General features: G+C 45.4%; 14 protein-coding genes. 3 read left to right on the forward strand and 11 right to left on the reverse strand.

Annotated features, from left to right (window positions below; all coding sequences use genetic code 11):
• Position 1: 1 nt before the first annotated feature.
• From HMPREF1212_RS22620 to rpoN, 8 genes are all read right to left on the reverse strand, one after another.
• Entirely contained in the window at positions 2–841 is an 840-nt protein-coding gene (locus HMPREF1212_RS22620) for a lipoprotein insertase outer membrane protein LolB1 (RefSeq protein WP_046151179.1), read from the reverse strand.
• Entirely contained in the window at positions 834–2,597 is a 1,764-nt protein-coding gene (locus HMPREF1212_RS22625) for a tetratricopeptide repeat protein (protein WP_046151180.1), read from the reverse strand. Before HMPREF1212_RS22625 ends, HMPREF1212_RS22620 begins: the two co-directional genes overlap by 8 nt.
• Before the next feature lie 107 nt (positions 2,598–2,704).
• The gene (gene dut / locus HMPREF1212_RS22630) at positions 2,705–3,139 is read right to left on the reverse strand and encodes a dUTP diphosphatase (RefSeq protein ID WP_028730301.1); all 435 of its coding nucleotides are present in this window, start codon (positions 3,137–3,139) and stop codon (positions 2,705–2,707) included.
• 40 nt (positions 3,140–3,179) lie between these two features.
• On the reverse strand, positions 3,180–5,015 hold the full coding sequence (locus HMPREF1212_RS22635; protein WP_046151181.1) for a 4-hydroxy-3-methylbut-2-en-1-yl diphosphate synthase: 1,836 nt from the start codon (positions 5,013–5,015) through the stop codon (positions 3,180–3,182).
• A 93-nt stretch (positions 5,016–5,108) separates the two neighbouring features.
• The gene (gene purE / locus HMPREF1212_RS22640; protein ID WP_028730303.1) at positions 5,109–5,615 is read right to left on the reverse strand and encodes a 5-(carboxyamino)imidazole ribonucleotide mutase; all 507 of its coding nucleotides are present in this window, start codon (positions 5,613–5,615) and stop codon (positions 5,109–5,111) included.
• On the reverse strand, positions 5,616–5,996 hold the full coding sequence (gene gcvH / locus HMPREF1212_RS22645; protein WP_028730304.1) for a glycine cleavage system protein GcvH: 381 nt from the start codon (positions 5,994–5,996) through the stop codon (positions 5,616–5,618).
• Between the two features lie 16 nt (positions 5,997–6,012).
• Positions 6,013–6,633 carry a hypothetical protein gene (locus HMPREF1212_RS22650; protein WP_028730305.1) on the reverse strand — a complete coding sequence of 207 codons (621 nt, stop codon included), beginning with the start codon at positions 6,631–6,633 and terminating at the stop codon, positions 6,013–6,015.
• A 12-nt stretch (positions 6,634–6,645) separates the two neighbouring features.
• Positions 6,646–8,100: an RNA polymerase factor sigma-54 gene (gene rpoN / locus HMPREF1212_RS22655; protein ID WP_046151182.1), complete on the reverse strand. Its 1,455-nt coding sequence runs from the start codon at positions 8,098–8,100 to the stop codon at positions 6,646–6,648.
• 203 nt (positions 8,101–8,303) lie between these two features.
• Here rpoN and HMPREF1212_RS27430 point away from each other — a divergent pair, with 203 nt between their 5' ends.
• Both HMPREF1212_RS27430 and HMPREF1212_RS27435 read left to right on the forward strand, forming a co-directional pair.
• Positions 8,304–9,164 (forward strand): GAF domain-containing protein, encoded by an 861-nt coding sequence (locus HMPREF1212_RS27430; protein WP_232430187.1) that lies wholly within the window; start codon positions 8,304–8,306, stop codon positions 9,162–9,164.
• Complete coding sequence (locus HMPREF1212_RS27435; RefSeq protein WP_232430188.1) at positions 9,161–10,465, forward strand: PAS domain-containing sensor histidine kinase; 1,305 nt, start codon at positions 9,161–9,163, stop codon at positions 10,463–10,465. Before HMPREF1212_RS27430 ends, HMPREF1212_RS27435 begins: the two co-directional genes overlap by 4 nt.
• Here the strand turns inward: HMPREF1212_RS27435 and HMPREF1212_RS22665 are convergent.
• Positions 10,449–11,321: a DMT family transporter gene (locus HMPREF1212_RS22665; RefSeq protein WP_046151315.1), complete on the reverse strand. Its 873-nt coding sequence runs from the start codon at positions 11,319–11,321 to the stop codon at positions 10,449–10,451. The two genes, HMPREF1212_RS27435 and HMPREF1212_RS22665, sit on opposite strands and share 17 nt — an antisense overlap.
• Before the next feature lie 169 nt (positions 11,322–11,490).
• Between HMPREF1212_RS22665 and HMPREF1212_RS22670 the strand changes: the two genes are divergently transcribed.
• On the forward strand, positions 11,491–12,465 hold the full coding sequence (locus HMPREF1212_RS22670; protein ID WP_232430189.1) for a helix-turn-helix domain-containing protein: 975 nt from the start codon (positions 11,491–11,493) through the stop codon (positions 12,463–12,465).
• Positions 12,466–12,844: 379 nt separating this feature from the next.
• Here the strand turns inward: HMPREF1212_RS22670 and HMPREF1212_RS22675 are convergent, their stop codons facing one another.
• Positions 12,845–14,650: a Na/Pi cotransporter family protein gene (locus HMPREF1212_RS22675; RefSeq protein WP_046151183.1), complete on the reverse strand. Its 1,806-nt coding sequence runs from the start codon at positions 14,648–14,650 to the stop codon at positions 12,845–12,847.
• Positions 14,651–14,700: 50 nt separating this feature from the next.
• Positions 14,701–16,392 (reverse strand): Na/Pi cotransporter family protein, encoded by a 1,692-nt coding sequence (locus HMPREF1212_RS22680; protein ID WP_046151184.1) that lies wholly within the window; start codon positions 16,390–16,392, stop codon positions 14,701–14,703.
• Positions 16,393–16,444: the final 52 nt, after the last annotated feature.

A 16,444-nucleotide genomic window follows, 5' to 3' on the forward strand; every position in this document is an offset into this window, starting at 1 on the left:
TCTATTTCTGGCTGTTACTGATTGACTTTATGATTTGTGCAAAGGTAATACGTTTATATTTAGCAGGAATAGAAAAATCGAGATTAACAGGCACATTTGTCTGTATACGGGAGAAACGGAAGGCGATACCTCCCTGTGAGGAGCCGTTCGCCAGTACGTTCACGTCCATCAGCTGGGGGAAAGGTTGTCCGTCCGTTACACGGAAATCGGAGTAGTCCCATTGCAGGGCGTATTGTTCGGACGGGTCTGTGATATAGGTAGACAGCAGTTTCTCCTCGCCATCGGCAAAGAAGGTATAGAGTAGCCCAAGAGCATCTTTTACCTTGATTTCGGCTTTGTCTCCGTCCTGGTTCAACTTGAAACGTTTGAATTGCTTCGGTTCGATTTCCTGATGGCCGGGGAGGAAGATACGGTTGGTGAACAATGCCTGCAGGTTATAGAAGTTGAACTCGATGGGAGTCTGTCCTTTCAGGTCGGCATAGCGTTCGGCTACGTAGCGTTTGTTCATGCGGTCGATTACCTTGATACTGTCGACGGTAAATTCTGCACGGAATACTTCTATCCCGAGGAACGGTTGTACGGATAGCTGGAAGGCACTGTCGCGCACCATCTTCAGGTCTACACGGGAACTCATATTGTTTTTAGGCATCTTCAACTCCGCATTCAGGCGGGCGGTCAGGGTGTTGAACTGAAAAGCCCGTTCTTCCATCAGTTCGAAGAACTCGTTATGTGCCTTGGCTCCGCCGGACACGATCGTTCCGATCTTCTTGGATGACTTACAACCGGAAAAGATTGCCAGAAAGATCAGGAGTGCAGGGAGAAGTTTTGTTATTTTACTCATTCTTTACCTCCTCTTCGATGTATTTGCCTTCGATTATCTTGCGGTCGAGCACTTCGCTTTCCTTACCCAGTTCGCGGGCTTTCTTCCATTGTTCGACGGCTTTGTCTTTATCGCCTGTCATGTAAAGGATGTCGCCATAGTGGTCTACCAGCTCTGCACTTTTCGTCTTATCCTTCTCCAACGCACTTTCGATGTATATCTTGGCAAGGGTGTAATTGCCCTGTACGAAGAATATCCAGGCGTAGGTGTCGAGATAAGTGGCATTGTCCGGTTCGAGTTTGATACATTGTGCACTCATGCGCTCCGCTTTCTTCAGGTCTTTCTTGTCCAAAGAAAGGAAGTAAGCGTAGTTGTTGAGGACGACGATGTTATTGTCGTTATATTTCAATGCTTCGTCGTAGGCTTTATAGGTCTGATCCATTTGCTTCATCTGGTAGTAGATGTCACCGATCTGGCCGTAAAAGTCAGATTTCAACCTCGGGTTCTCCGCAGGGATGATGTCGATACCGGCATAGTAAGTGTTCAGGGCTTCCTGATACTTTTCCTGCTGGTAGTAAGCGATACCCAGGTAGAAATAATATTCCGGGGCATCCGGAAACAGCTCCTGGCATTTGGTACAGATGCGGATCACTTCCGGTATATCTTCGGCTTTGAGCGACATGTTAAGAAGCTGCTGCCAGGCTCCGGCATTCTCCGGTTCCATTTCGGTAATGAGCTGGAATTGGAAACGTGCTTCATCTGTCTTTCCCTGCGAGAGAAGAAGGCTACCGTACATCTGTTTCAGCTCGGTATCTTCCGGATGCTGTTCGAGCAAGGTCTGGAAGAGGGCGTTCGAACTGTCGGTATCTTTCTGCGTCTGTTGCAGTTTCAGGATATAACGGGAGAGGATGCCTACTTTGGTGTCTACATCCAGTTTCTCGTTGACCAGGGCGGTACGTATCTGTTCTTCGGCAGCGTCTTTGTTGCCGGTTGCTTCGTAGTAGTTGGCCATCGATACGATATAGTAGGGATTGGCCGGGTCGATCTCATGCGCTTTGTCGTAGTAGGCACGTGCTTTTATCGTGTCGTTCTTTTCCAGATGAAGGTCGCCCAGGATGATCTGGTAACGGGCTTCCATCGGATATTTGGCTGCCAGCTTCTCTATCTCCTTGAAGGCGGCGTCCGACTGTTCCAACGAATTGTAGAGCTTGTACTTTTGCATGGAGAGGGCTTCGTTCATGCCGATCGACGATTCGAGGGCGTTGTAGGCATCGATAGCCTGTCCGATCTCGCCTTCCTGGGTCAGGGCTTCCGCCAGGTAATAGTTGAGCTCCGGCTTTCCGGGATAGGCTTTGAGCAGTTTCTCGTATTCTTCGGCGGCCTCTCCGTACATACCGAGGTTGCGGGAGATGGTAGCCAGTGCCATGCGGTAGGTGAAGTTGTCGGCACTGTTGGCAACGGCACGTTTCAGCATATCGACTGCTTTCTCGGGACGGTTCAGTTGTATGTAGAACGATGAAAGTTCGTACAATACAGGAGCGGCCGTAGAGTCGATGGCGAGACAGTGGTTAAAGGCGTCGAAAGCGGCGTCGAATTTACCGGCCGTCTTCAGCTTCAATCCTTCATAGAAGAAGTAATCGAACTTCCTTTGTTGGGCTGCATTGAGCTCGTTCGCTTTGGTGGGGACGTCTTTCTTTACTTCTTCAGCGTGCAACGGATGGATGCCCGTAAGCAGAAGGAGTGAAAAGAGTATCCCGTATATTAATTGTTTCAACATATATCTTATTCTATGTTCTTATTTTAATCTGATTTGTTACGGTAGTCGTCAACGGTAACTGACGGCCTCCGTCAACGAGGGGTGACGATCACCGTCAAAAGGAGGGTCTATTTCTTGCCCGTATGTCCGAAACCTCCGGCTCCCCGTTCCGTATCGTCCAGTACCTCTACCGGCTTCCAGTCGATCTGGCTGTAGGTGGCGATTACCATCTGGCAGATACGCTCCCCGTCATTCACGGTGAACGGTTCGGAAGAGAGGTTGACCAGGATAACGCCGATCTCGCCACGATAGTCCGCATCGATCGTACCCGGTGTATTCAACAGAGTGATACCGTGTTTCAGTGCCAGGCCGCTACGTGGACGCATCTGTGCTTCGTATCCTTCGGGAAGGGCGATGTAGAGCCCTGTCGGGATCAGTTTACGTTCCAGCGGTTTCAATACTACGGGTTCTGTCAGGTTGGCACGGATATCCATACCTGCCGATAATTCGGTTGCATAGGCAGGCAGCGGATGATGTGACTTATTAATTATCTTTACTTCCATTATTATATCTTGATTTTGAGGGACGAAGATAGTACAAATATCAGTTCTGCCAGTCTCCGTTCTCTTTTATTAACTGAACTAAACGTTCTACTGCATCTTCTTCAGCGACGTTTTTCAGTACGCATTCCTTGCCTTTGTAAAGGCTGATCTGTCCGCGTCCGGCACCTACATAACCATAGTCGGCATCGGCCATTTCACCGGGGCCGTTTACGATACAGCCCATGATACCGATCTTCAACCCTTTCAGGTGTGAAGTAGCTTCCTTGATACGGGCGATGGTGGTCTGCAGGTCGTAAAGCGTACGTCCGCAGCTGGGGCAGGAGATATATTCTGTTTTGCTGATACGGGTACGGGTAGCCTGCAGGATACCGAACATGCAGCTGTCGGTCGTCGTCGCTTCACAATCGTCGTCTTGCAGCATAAGGCCGTTGCCGAAACCGTCGAGCAACAGTGTTCCGAAGTCGGCAGCCGATTTCAGTTGCAGCGACTCTTTATCCGTCTCATGATATTCACGGTGCAGAATGATGGGGACATCGCAACCGGCAATCATCAGTTTGTGCATGGCGGCACGCTGTGAGCCTACTGCGTTCCGGTGATGCGTGCTTAGCACGACTACGACGGTCGGGTCTTGTTTCAGTATCTCCAGCGTACGGTTTGTCAGGTCGTTGAATGTCAGACGTATGAACTTCAACGGAGAGTTGAACTTCTTCATCTCTTCTATTTCAGAGGCGATGAAGTAAGGGAATGCATTCGGACGTTCTTTCCAGAAATGGGCGTCGACCAGCATGCGGAACGTGTCGGGAAGGTTTTCGGGATCTTCCGCCCCGATATAGATATAGTCCGGCATGGACAAATGATCGAATTCAAAGTCGCCGTTGCTGCGGTCGGAGATCACGATGGGAGGGAAGTTCCCGCCGATGCCTTCCGCTACACGGCTGATGCGGCGGGTGGCGGTGATCGGATCGTAACCGGGGGTGAGGCTGGCAGTGATCGGCTTGTGCCCCTGGCGTTCCAGGATATAGTCGACCAGTTTACGGGCAACCGGCATTTCTGCTTCCGGGTCTTCGCTGAGGGAGACGCGGATCGTATCGCCTATGCCGTCAGTCAGCAAGGTGCCTATGCCGACGGCGCTTTTGATACGGCCGTCTTCGCCGTCTCCGGCTTCTGTTACTCCCAGGTGAAGCGGGTAGTGCATACCTTCGGCTTCCATTGTCCGGACAAGCAGGCGTACGGTCTTCACCATTACGACTGTGTTGGATGCTTTGATGGAGATAACTACGTCCGGGAAATTCTCATCCCGGCAGATGCGCAGGAATTCCATGCAGGAAGCAACCATTCCTTCGGGGGTATCACCATACCGGCTCATGATGCGGTCGGACAGTGATCCGTGATTTACGCCAATGCGGATGGCGGTACCGTGTTCTTTACAGATGTTAAGGAAAGGGACAAAACGGTCGCGTATCTTCTGTAATTCGGCGGCGTATTCTTCGTCGGTATATTCCAGAAGATCGAATGTCTTTACTTTGTCAACGTAATTGCCGGGGTTGATGCGCACTTTTTCCACTTCTTCAGCGGCAGCGTCGGCGGCTCTGGGGTTGAAGTGGATATCGGCTACCAAGGGGGTAGTGTATCCCTGTGCGTTCAGTTCTTTGCGGATTTCTCCCAGGTTGCGGGCTTCGCGTTCGCCCTGGGCTGTGAAACGTACATATTCCGCTCCCGCTTCAATCATGCGGATGGCCTGGCGGACGGCGGCTTCGGTGTCCATGGTCGAAACGTTTGCCATGGATTGGATACGTATCGGATTCTCATCTCCCAGCGGAGTGTTCCCTATGTTGACAACAGACGATTTACGGCGACTGTAATTAAAGTAATCCATCTTTTATAGTTGACAAGTGACAAGTGACAATTGACAGTTGACAGTTGAACCAGCCTTGTGACCGTCAACTGTCAGCTGTGAACTGTCAACTGATTAGTTAGTTTTGTATTTAAAAGATACCTGAGCCAACTCTTCGTTCGCTTTTACGATCTTTTTCTTTAGATTTTCTTTGTAATCGGCCAGCTTGCCCTGAAGTTGTTCGTCTCCGACAGCCAACATCTGGACAGCCAGAATACCGGCATTCAGTGCACCGTTGATACCGACTGTGGCAACAGGGATTCCCGGAGGCATCTGTACGATAGCCAGCAGAGCATCCATGCCGTCGAGTGTCGAGTTGATGGGGACACCGATAACAGGCAGGGTAGTCATCGACGCGATAACACCACACAGGTGTGCAGCCATACCGGCAGCAGCAATAATAACTTTGATACCACGGTCTTTAGCGCCTTTGGCAAAGGCTTCCACTTCAGCCGGGGTACGGTGGGCAGACAAAGCGTGCATTTCGAACGGGATCTCCATCTCGTCGAGCAGCTTGGCCGCTTTTTCCATTACGGGCAGGTCGGAAGTGCTGCCCATGATAATACTTACTACAGGTGTCATTTATTTTGCGATCAATTGTTCGTATTCGGCAGCAGACAACAGTTCGTCCAGTTCAGAAGGATCAGAGATAGAGATCTTGATCAACCATCCGTTTCCATAAACGTCTTCGTTCACTAATTCAGGTTTGTCGTCCAGTTCCGAGTTTGCTTCGATCACTTCGCCACTAACCGGCATGAACAGGTCGGAAACCGTTTTTACAGCTTCGATCGTTCCGAAAACTTCTTCTTTGGCAACAACTTCACCTTCAGTTGTGATGTCAACGAAAACGATTTCACCTAGTTCGCCCTGAGCATAGTCAGTGATTCCGATATAGGCAACATTACCGTCCACACGAATCCATTCGTGATCTTTTGTGTACTTTAAATCAGCAGGAAAGTTCATAATTTTAGTGTTTTTATTAGATGAATAAATAGATATAACTTAATAATGAAGCTACAAAGGTACATATAAATCCGAGACAAAAGCCAGCATATACCTGCATCGGTGTATGCCGTTTTAAAAAGATACGCGACGTACCGACCAAACCGGCCGCCACAAGCACAATTATAAAGCCCCAGTAAGGATTTATAAGGTGGATACGGGCGATGCCCATCATACCTCCCAGTAGTCCTCCGATCCCCAGCGTATGGGCACTGATCTTCCAGTAAAAGTTGATGAACAGGGATATCAGCAACGCGACGCATCCTCCCATCAGCAATGAAAGGAACCAGAAAGGAATCATCATCTTATACATATAAAAGATACAGACCATCATGGACGTGATGATGATCAGGTAGGGAACAACCCGTTCTTTACGGTCTGTCAGCTCCAGGTCGCCGGCCGCTCCGTTCTTGACCATCAGATAAATGAACAGTCCCGGCACTACGGCTGTAGACAGGAACGCACCGCCTACCAGAAACAGTTTCATGGTGGGGGGATAGATGGCAAGATATGTAAATGTCAGAACCAGTATTACTCCATACGTTACCATCAGCAACGGGTGGAACATACCGGATATTATGTTTGAAAACAATCTCATAACGTTTCAACTTTATATTTCTTTTCTAAGCCTTGCTACCGGAATATCCAACTGCTCGCGGTATTTGGCCACTGTACGGCGGGCGATTACATAACCTTTCTCCTTCAGGATGGTGGTGAGTTCCTCATCGGTGAGGGGTTTACGTTTATCCTCGCTGTCAATATGTTCTTTCATAATCTTCTTCACTTCACGGGTGGATATTTCCTCGCCGCTGTCGGTCTGCATCGATTCAGAGAAGAAGAACTTCAGAGGGTAGATGCCGAAGTTGGTTTGCACATACTTGCTGTTGCTAACCCTCGAAATGGTCGATATATCATATCCGGCACGTTCGGCTACATCTTTCAGTATCATCGGGCGCAGGGTGGCATCGTCTCCGGTCAGGAAAAAGTCCCGTTGCAGGAGAATGATGGCTTCCATTGTGCGTTGCAATGTCTCCTGGCGTTGCCTGATTGCATCGATGAACCATTGGGCCGAGTCGAGTTTCTGCTTGACGAACTGCACGGCTTCACGCATCTGGGATGTCTGGTTGGCCTTGTTGCCCGCATAATCCTGAAACATTTCCGCATAATCGCGGCTGATCCTCAGATCGGGGATATCCCGGTTGTTCATGCTTAAAATCAGCTCTCCGTTTATAGCTTCCACCAGGAAATCGGGGATCACCTGGCTCATGGCTACTTCCATAGAACCACCCCAGCTACTGCAAGGTTTAGGATCGAGGGCAATTATTTCGTGAATAGCTTTTTTAAGAATCGCTTCGCTGATGTTCAGCCCCCGCATGATCTTGTCATAATGCTTGCGGGTAAACTCTTCGAAATACTCCGTAAGGATACGGGTAGCCATTTCTACTCCGGCTGTCGGTTCTTTGCGGTTGAGTTGCAGTAATAAGCATTCCTGCAGGTTGCGTGCTCCGACTCCGGCGGGATCGAAGTCTTGTATGATTGCCAGTACTTCTTCTATTTCTTTTTCGTCTACATCCTGTCCGGCCTGAAAGACCAGGTCGTCGGCTATGGCAGAAAGTTCGCGGCGCAGGTAACCGTCGTCGTCGATATTACCTATAATATATTCGGCGATCTTCATCTGTTTTTCCGGAAGGTCGCGTAACCCGAGTTGCTGCAGCAGGAATTCGTTCAATGATTGGCTGACGGAGAAAGGGATATCTTCTTTACGTTCTGTTTTCTCGCTTATTTCGCGTAGTTTGTAATCGGGGATGTCGTCTTCAGTCATATAATCGCCGAGTGAGATATCCGTCTCTGTCTCGCCTGTAGATATATCATCACCACCTTCTTCGTCAGTCCGTTCAATGTCGTCCGCAATATCTTTTCCTTCCTCCAGGGCAGGATTGTCTTCCAGCTCATGCTTTATACGCTCTTCCAGCTCGATGGCGGGAAGCTCGAGAAGCCGGATAAGCTGTATCTGCTGCGGAGAGAGCTTTTGCTGTAACTTTTGTTGTAACTGTTGCTTCAACATATTAAAATCGTCTACATTAGAACATGCAAATATAACTTTTTACGCTGAACAGACTTATGATTAAAAACATAATTGTTCTAAAGAAACGCCGGTACTGGCGGTTATCTTTCAATTTTAACATAGATGTAATGTGATTAATTTCTTGAAATGCCTTAAAAATCAAAACAATTCCATATTTTTGCGTTTATAAAGAGATACCCTATATGATGTCAACGCTAACTAAGAGTAAATATAGTCAGTTATCCAGGGAAGAGCTAATACGATTATTGGAAGCACGGGACAAAGAACAGAAAGCCAACGTAGATACTCCTTCTTCCGGGTTTCCGAATATTAAACGGATTATATCGGAGGTGCTTGTCTTGTTATTTAACGAGGAAGAACAGCCGATAGAGAAGTCGATGAGACTGCTTCTCAACTTTTTCAATGCTGATTGGGGATATGTGGCTATTTTTGAAGAAGATGGCAAGACGGCAGACTTCCCTTGCGAGGTGATGAGCGAATGGGTTGAAGTCCCGAAGGAAGATCATTCCGAGCTAACCTACGAAACGATCCCGTGGATTATGGATACTGTAAAGGCCGGACGCGATATTATAATGTGCAGTATGGAGGATTTACCGCCGGAAGCACATGTCGATAGGCTGTTGTTTGAAATGCAACATCTCAAATCCATGCTTATTATCCCGCTCTCTTTTCATAATCAGGTGAAAGGTTTTATTGGTTTCGACTCAGTACGGGTTCAACGTTCCTGGACTTTGGAAGATATTGAAGACTTGCATATTATCGCCCGTATCTTTTCTATCATTATAGAACGGCTGCAAACACAAAACAGTCTGGAAGAGTCGAGAAAGCATATATCGGAACTCAGTACGAAGTTTAAACAATTTTTTAATAATCTTCCTGTCGGAGTGGAGTTATACGATGCAGAGGGTATTTTGGTTGATCTTAATGAGGCGGATGCTCATATATTCGGTTCTACGCGTAAAGATCTTTTAGGAATTAATTTGTTTTCCCTCCCCATATCCTTACCAATGTTAAACACGGACAGCCGTTCAGTTTCCCTTTGATATATGATTTCAGTGCCATACAAAATACCAGTTATTACTCCTCTGCCTTTGTCGATCAGATAAAATATCTGCAGGTAAAGGGCATCGGGTTGGATGATCCTGAATTTGGGCGGGTAGGATATCTGGTGATCATATCGGATAATACGGATGTCCAGCTAAAAGCCGAACAAACCAGAAATAACCTGGCTATCCTGAAAGCGGTCCTATTGTCGGGACGTTCTATCGTGGGTGAGTACGATGTTGAGGATGACGAGTTGTATATCGATCCGGTTTTAAATGATCATGCGGTAAATAATCCTTTGTTCGACTATCTGAAAATGTACAATTACTTGTCTATCCAGGAGTTGCGTGATCTGGGACAGTTCGGAGAGGAAGAGAAGAATAATATGATACCTCTGCTGAAGGTTATTCGCGGAGAGATAAACAATTGTAGTTTTACCTATAAATTGACTGTCAAAGATAGGCCTGTCTGGATTCGTATCAATGCACAAGCCCATAAAATAAATAAAGAAGGGCAGCCCAGTAAAGTAATCTGTTATATCACTGATCTGACGGAAGAAAAAAGACTAGAAGAAAAACTGCAACAGGCTCGTGATGAATCACGCAGAAATGAGATGGAAATGCAGAAAGCCCGGGAAGCCGATATGCTGAAATCTACTTTCCTGGCCAACATGAGTCACGAAATCCGTACCCCTTTGAATGCAATTGTCGGTTTTTCCGGTATTATAGCCGAAATGGATACTGAAGAGGATAAAAGTGAGTATGTAAAGATTATTAATAAGAATTGCGACCTGCTTCTTCGTCTGATAACGGATATTCTTGATTTCTCAAAGATTGAATCCGGGGTGATGGAATATTCGCTGAGTGATGTCAATATAAAAGAAATATGTAGCGAACAGTACCGGGTACATTCACTAAAGGTGCAGGAAGGGGTGACTATGGTGTGCGATCTGGCTGCTTTGCCTGATGTAACTCTCCATACAGATCCTAAACGAGTTACTCAAATTATCTCTAATTTGTTGTCGAATGCGATAAAGTTTACCGAACAAGGTTCGATTACTCTTTCTTATACTCTAAAAAGAGATCATATCCTGTTCGAGATATCCGATACCGGAATCGGTATATCGGCCAAGCATCTTGAATCTATCTTTGAACGTTTCACCAAAGTGGACTCTTTCAGACAAGGAACAGGGTTAGGATTATCCATTTGCAAAACGATCGTTAAAGCATTGAACGGAGATATCGGTGTAAGTTCTACTCCCGGTAAAGGATCTCGTTTCTGGTTCACCTTGCCTTGTTGACGAGGGCCTCTCTGGTTTGTAGCAATACGGATATGCAGATAAGTCCTAATCCGGTATAAAAAGCCGGATTTAATTCTTTAGCTTCTCCGAAAAACAGCATAGCCAGGATAATACTGTAAACCGGTTCCAGATTATAGCTGAGGTTGACGGTGAAGGCTGATATCGTTTTCAGCACCTGTATTTGCAGCAGGTAGAGTCCGATCGTACAAACTAGGGCCAGCACTAGCAAATAAAGGAAATCACTCATGTCCGGCAGGATTGTTTCGACCGGAAAGAAATAGAGATATACAGGGAGCAAACAGCTTAGTCCCAGAAAACCACCAACCATTTCATATAGCAGCATTATACGTGAAGGATGCCGTACTCCTACTTTTTTATTGGTTATAGTGAATAAAGCTGCTAAAGCCGATGAAATAACGCCCACTATGATGCCTGCACGATAGCGCATATCGAATTGAAAAATCAGCAGGATCCCGGCAACGGTGATCAGGCTGAAAAACAATTCCTTGATTTTAAACCTACGGTGAATGAGCAACGGTTCCAGTAAAGCGGTAAAGAACCCGACCAGCGAAAAGCAAACGACTCCGACAGATACATTCGCCATCTTGATACTTCCATAGAAAAATACCCAATGCAGACCGAGTATAAAGCCGGTACCGGCTATTTTCAACTGTTCCTGCCTGGTGATAGATTGTAGCTTGTTGCTGATTTTCAAAATGATGAATAGCAAAACAGCGGCAAACATCATGCGATACCAGACCAGCAATCCTTCATTCAAAGAAATAAGTTTTCCGAACAGTCCGGTAAAGCCTGCCAGTAAAATAGAGATATGAAGTTTGATAAATGCCTCTTTCATCCTTCGCCCAAAATTTAACGAGTCCGGCAAATATACGACAAATTGTAGAGTAAACAACATCATCTGTCGGCTTACCTAATGTGAACATAATCAAAAGTTTTTAATATATTTGTGGAAGGTGTCAGGTTGTTTTGGCAAGCACACAGCAGGAGTTAAAGACCAATTTTGAATGAAAGATTTTAATATGAAAAATGACGTGTTGTATGAAAACCTTGTGATGGCGATCCGGGAGAAATATCCAGAGCGAGGAAAGCTGACAAATATGTTAGCCGATCTGTTGATGATAGAGAAAGAAGCAGTTTACCGGAGGTTGAGGGGAGATGTCCCGTTCACAATCTTCGAAATTGCAGCTATTGCCAATAAGCTGGATATCTCCCTCGATCATATTATCGGTTGTTCCCTGAAAAAGAGCAGGCCTTTTCAGATGAAGATGGTGAATTTCCTCCATCCAAGGGAGGAGGATTACAGGATGCTGGAACATTTTCTCGATGGTTTGAGGTATCTTAGGGACGATCCGAATTCGGAGGTGGGGGATGCCTTGAATATCCTTCCCCAATCGATCGTGTTGAGTTATAGGAATATCTATCGTTTTTATCTTTTCAAATGGATGTATCAGTGTGGTGATCCTGTACCGGTAAAATATAGTGAAATAACTCCTCCCGACAGGCTTTTGATGATTAATCATGAGATCGTAATGGAAGTAAGACAGGCTGCCAATGCCTATCATATAATAGACAATATGACATTCCGGTATCTGGTGAACGATATTAAATATTTTGCCAGCATCTATCTTATTACCGACGAAGAAATAGAATTATTGAAAAGGGAGTTGCATAAATTCCTCGATGATATGGAGGTTCTGGCTGCTCGTGGATGTTGGGAAGAAGGCAAGAATGTTCATTTTTTTGTCAGTAGTATCAACTTTGAAACCAGTTATAGTTATGTGGAAACCCGTAACAGCCATGTAACTATGCTTAAATCGTTTACCTTGAATGATGCTACTTCATGTGATGAGGAAATCTTTCAGCAGATGAAAAAGTGGTTGCAATCCCTAATCCGGACATCTACCCTTATCTCGAAAAGCGGGGAGAAAGACCGCATCATGTTTTTTGAACAGCAACGAAAAATTGTAGACACACTGTAAGTGCTCTCGATTCGGAAAATCTCCTGTAAAGACCTCTTTTGTGTGTTAATTTTAGTAGTTTTTGATTATAGTGTATATAGTTTTGTGTTCGATAACATTTTTTGGAGAAGAACGCGGCCGGACTTAACATATATTGTCTGTAAAAGACTTGACAAACGCTTGCTACAGCCTTATCTTTGTATCGTGGTTTTTTCATAATAGTATTAGATTTAAGGTTAACAAAGTTGGTTAGGGCTTGTCGTGAGACAGGCTTTAATTGTTTATATACCTTTCCTTATTGCTGAATGATCTCTGTAATTTATTTTCTTTCTATATTGAAAAAGTCCCGATCTTATGTAAGACCAGGACTTTAAAGTGTGTTATGCCAACAAATATGCGATTATATTTTCTTTTCGATAACCGCCTGGACAACATTTAGAATGTAGTCAGCCAATTTTTCAGATTCGGCGATAAGATCCATATAGTAAACACCATCCTGATACTGGTATACTTTGTTGTTTACATCTTCCATATTATGGCTCTTCAACTGATTACGATAATTGTTTATTTCGTTTTCAATATTGTAAGACTGGTTGATGTCGTCATGTTCCACTTCAGGCATATGCAGGATTTGATTCATGCGGGTTAATGCCTTTTCTACCAGGGCGAACATCTGATCTATATTATGATTTTGCCCATCTGTAAACACCGATTTGCCTTCGTTGCGGCGTCTGATTCCGCGTGCCAGGTTATTACAGGAGTCGGCAATACTTTCTATTTCCGTTACTGTACGTAGCATGACGCGGATTTCTTCTTTACCTTCCGAACTCAGACGTCCTTCTGCAACGAATGTCAGATAGTTGGCTATCTCGATCTCCATACGGTCGCTGATGTTCTCGTACTTCTCGATACGGCTGTATATCTTCAGGAAATTGTCTTCGTTCTTTTCGTAAATCAGTTCTTTAACCATTCCGAACATACGTTGTGTACGTTCGCCGAATACTGCGATTTCTTTCTTGGCCTGCATCAATGATAATTCAGAGGTGGAAAGCATACCTGAAGGAATGTATTTCAATTGGAATTCTTCTTCGTCGCTTACATTCTTCGGCTTGATAAGAGCGGAACAAACGTATACGTAGAACTTCACAAACCAGATCATGATACAAACGTTCGTTATATTGAATACGGTATGGAACAGGGAAAGACCGTACGAAACGGAAACTTGTAATGTCATCAGCTGCTTTTGCAAGGCAAGCAGGTGCGGATCTGTGATCTGTGCACTGGAAGTGATCAGCGAGATCGTCTTCGGATCGAGTGTGCTAAGGAACTGGGTCATTTCGTTCGGATCGCCGGGACCGTAGTTGGTTACGATCCAGGAGATCATATTGGTGAACGGATAGAACAAGGCCATCACCCAGCATACACCAAATACGTTGAACATCAGGTGGGCAATTGCTGCACGACGGGCAGAGACGTTGGCCGAAATAGCCGCGATATTAGCGGTAATAGTTGTTCCGATGTTCTCTCCCAATACCATAGCAGCCGCCATTTCAAAAGGAATCCATCCCTGCGTACACATGATCAATGTGATGGCTACGGTTGCACTGGATGATTGTACGATGACTGTGAGGATAGTTCCTAAGAGCAGGAATATAAGGAGGGAAGGATATCCCAGGGAGGTGTAATCTTGTAGAAAAGAAAGGATTTCAGGGTTGCTTTGCAGGTCGGGGACAGAAGATTTCAAATAAGACAGCCCCATGAAAAGGAATGCAAAACCCATTAAAAACTCACCCCATGACTTCCGTTTGCTTTTACCGGAGAATATTAACGGGATACAAATACCGATAAGTGGCAGGGAAAAGACACTGATGTCTACTTTAAAACCAAAGAGTGAGATAATCCATGCCGTAACCGTCGTACCGACGTTGGCTCCCATGATAACGCTGATTGATTGGGTCAGTGTCAGAAGTCCTGCGTTAACAAAACTAACAACCATCACGGTAGTAGCACTTGATGACTGAATAAGTGCAGTGATCAGTATCCCGGTCAGCACACCAGTGAAACGGTTAGTCGTCATTACCGAGAGGATGCTGCGTAGCTTGTCTCCCGCGACTTTCTGTAAACCTTCACTCATCACTTTCATTCCGTATAGGAACATACCTAATGCTCCTACAAGCGTAAGAAAATCAAAAAAAGAATAGTCCATTTATGTAAATTTAAGTGGATAAATATCCGATTAAAATGAATGTATGCATACTATATTTTCTTCTCAACAACAGCTTGGACAACATTTAATACGTAATCACCTAATTTTTCAGCTTCACTGATGATATCCATATAATATACCCCGTCCTGATACTGGTAGTCCTTATTATTGATATCTTCCACGTTATGTTGTTTCAGCAGATTGCGATAATTGTTTATTTCATTCTCGATATTGTACGACGGGTTGATATCGTCACGACTCAACTCCGGCTTTTTCAGTACCGAGTTCATTTGCAGCAGTGCCTTCGTAACCAGCTCGAACATCTTGTCTATACTATGGTTCTGCTTGTCGGTAAAGACAGACTTCCCTTCGTTCCGGTGTTTGATTGTACGTGCCAGATTATTACAGGAGTCGGCTATGCTTTCTATTTCCGAGACGGCGCGGAGCATGATGCGGATTTCTTCTTTACTCTCCGAGCTAAGGCGGTCTTCCGCTACCAGGGTGAGATAGTTGGCTATCTCAATCTCCATATGGTCGCTGATATTCTCGTACTTTTCGATCCGGTTATACGTTTTCATGAAGACATCTTCGTCTTTTTCATAAAATGCGTCCTTCACCATGTTGAACATACGGGTAGTCCGTTCCGCAAACAGAGATATCTCTTTATTTGCTTGTAATATAGATAGTTCGGCTGTGGATAGCAAGCCACCGGTTATATAACGCAGGCGGTACTCCTCGTCTTCCGGCTTTGCTTTGATCACGAAACAAACTAACCGTTCGATCGGTTTTATGAACCATATTAAAATTAATACATTGCAGATGTTAAAAGCAGTATGGAACGCAGAAAGCGTATAGGTAATCGAGATCTCTTTCGGAGTATTCGGAGCCAGATAATTGACGATACCCGAAACGGCATCTATGAACGGATGGAAGATACAGAGTATCCAGATGATCCCGAAGAAGTTGAATATGAAATGGGCGAAAGCAGCCCTGCGTGCCTGGGCATTCCCGGTAAGCGCCGCTATATTGGAAGTCACGGTTGTACCGATATTTTCTCCCATGACTAACGCAATACCCAGATAGAGATCCAGTACCCCGCTCGAACATAATATTAACGTAATAGCCATGACGGCAGCCGACGACTGGACGGCCATCGTTATGATACTTCCCACCAGCAGGAACAACAATACGGAGAACATGCCCCATTCCTTGCAGGAAGTGATGAAAGTAAGGATTGCTTGGTTGTGTTCCAGATCCATATGCATCGCATTCTCCCTCAAGGTCGTCAACCCTAAAAACATAAAAGCGAATCCGAATACGAATTCGCCGAATGACTTGCGTCCGCTTTTCTTCGAAAAAGTTAAAGGAAGAGCTATTGCGAACAACGGGAAAATGATATTGGACATGTTGAACTGGAAGCCGAAAATAGACATGATCCAGGCTGTGACCGTTGTCCCGATATTGGCTCCCATAATAACGGAGATGGCCTGTGCTAAAGTCAGAAGTCCCGCATTCACGAAGCTTACGGTCATAACGGTGGTAGCGGTTGAAGATTGTACTGCGGCCGTAATAAACGCACCCGTGAGCAATCCGGTGAACCGGTTAGTTGTCATGGCGCCTAGGATATTTCGCAAATGATCTCCCGTCAATTTCTGGAGACCTTCGCTCATAACTTTCATTCCGTACATTAATAGCGCAAGTGATCCGAGCAGTTTAAGTACGGTAAAAATTGTATTATCCATCAAAAAATAGTTATACGTAGATGTATATCCGATTAATATTCCTAACTTTAGT

The sequence above is a fragment of the Parabacteroides sp. HGS0025 genome (assembly GCF_000969845.1).
Taxonomy (GTDB): Bacteria; Bacteroidota; Bacteroidia; order Bacteroidales; family Tannerellaceae; genus Parabacteroides; species Parabacteroides gordonii.

What these genes read in the sequence shown, in the direction of transcription:
- HMPREF1212_RS22620 (WP_046151179.1), bottom strand. Translation starts at nt 841, where the DNA reads ATGAGTAAAATAACAAAACTTCTCCCTGCACTCCTGATCTTTCTGGCA.
- HMPREF1212_RS22625 (WP_046151180.1), bottom strand. Translation starts at nt 2,597, where the DNA reads ATGTTGAAACAATTAATATACGGGATACTCTTTTCACTCCTTCTGCTT.
- dut (WP_028730301.1), bottom strand. Translation starts at nt 3,139, where the DNA reads ATGGAAGTAAAGATAATTAATAAGTCACATCATCCGCTGCCTGCCTAT.
- HMPREF1212_RS22635 (WP_046151181.1), bottom strand. Translation starts at nt 5,015, where the DNA reads ATGGATTACTTTAATTACAGTCGCCGTAAATCGTCTGTTGTCAACATA.
- purE (WP_028730303.1), bottom strand. Translation starts at nt 5,615, where the DNA reads ATGACACCTGTAGTAAGTATTATCATGGGCAGCACTTCCGACCTGCCC.
- gcvH (WP_028730304.1), bottom strand. Translation starts at nt 5,996, where the DNA reads ATGAACTTTCCTGCTGATTTAAAGTACACAAAAGATCACGAATGGATT.
- HMPREF1212_RS22650 (WP_028730305.1), bottom strand. Translation starts at nt 6,633, where the DNA reads ATGAGATTGTTTTCAAACATAATATCCGGTATGTTCCACCCGTTGCTG.
- rpoN (WP_046151182.1), bottom strand. Translation starts at nt 8,100, where the DNA reads ATGTTGAAGCAACAGTTACAACAAAAGTTACAGCAAAAGCTCTCTCCG.
- HMPREF1212_RS27430 (WP_232430187.1), top strand. Translation starts at nt 8,304, where the DNA reads ATGATGTCAACGCTAACTAAGAGTAAATATAGTCAGTTATCCAGGGAA.
- HMPREF1212_RS22665 (WP_046151315.1), bottom strand. Translation starts at nt 11,321, where the DNA reads ATGAAAGAGGCATTTATCAAACTTCATATCTCTATTTTACTGGCAGGC.
- HMPREF1212_RS22670 (WP_232430189.1), top strand. Translation starts at nt 11,491, where the DNA reads ATGAAAGATTTTAATATGAAAAATGACGTGTTGTATGAAAACCTTGTG.
- HMPREF1212_RS22675 (WP_046151183.1), bottom strand. Translation starts at nt 14,650, where the DNA reads ATGGACTATTCTTTTTTTGATTTTCTTACGCTTGTAGGAGCATTAGGT.
- HMPREF1212_RS22680 (WP_046151184.1), bottom strand. Translation starts at nt 16,392, where the DNA reads ATGGATAATACAATTTTTACCGTACTTAAACTGCTCGGATCACTTGCG.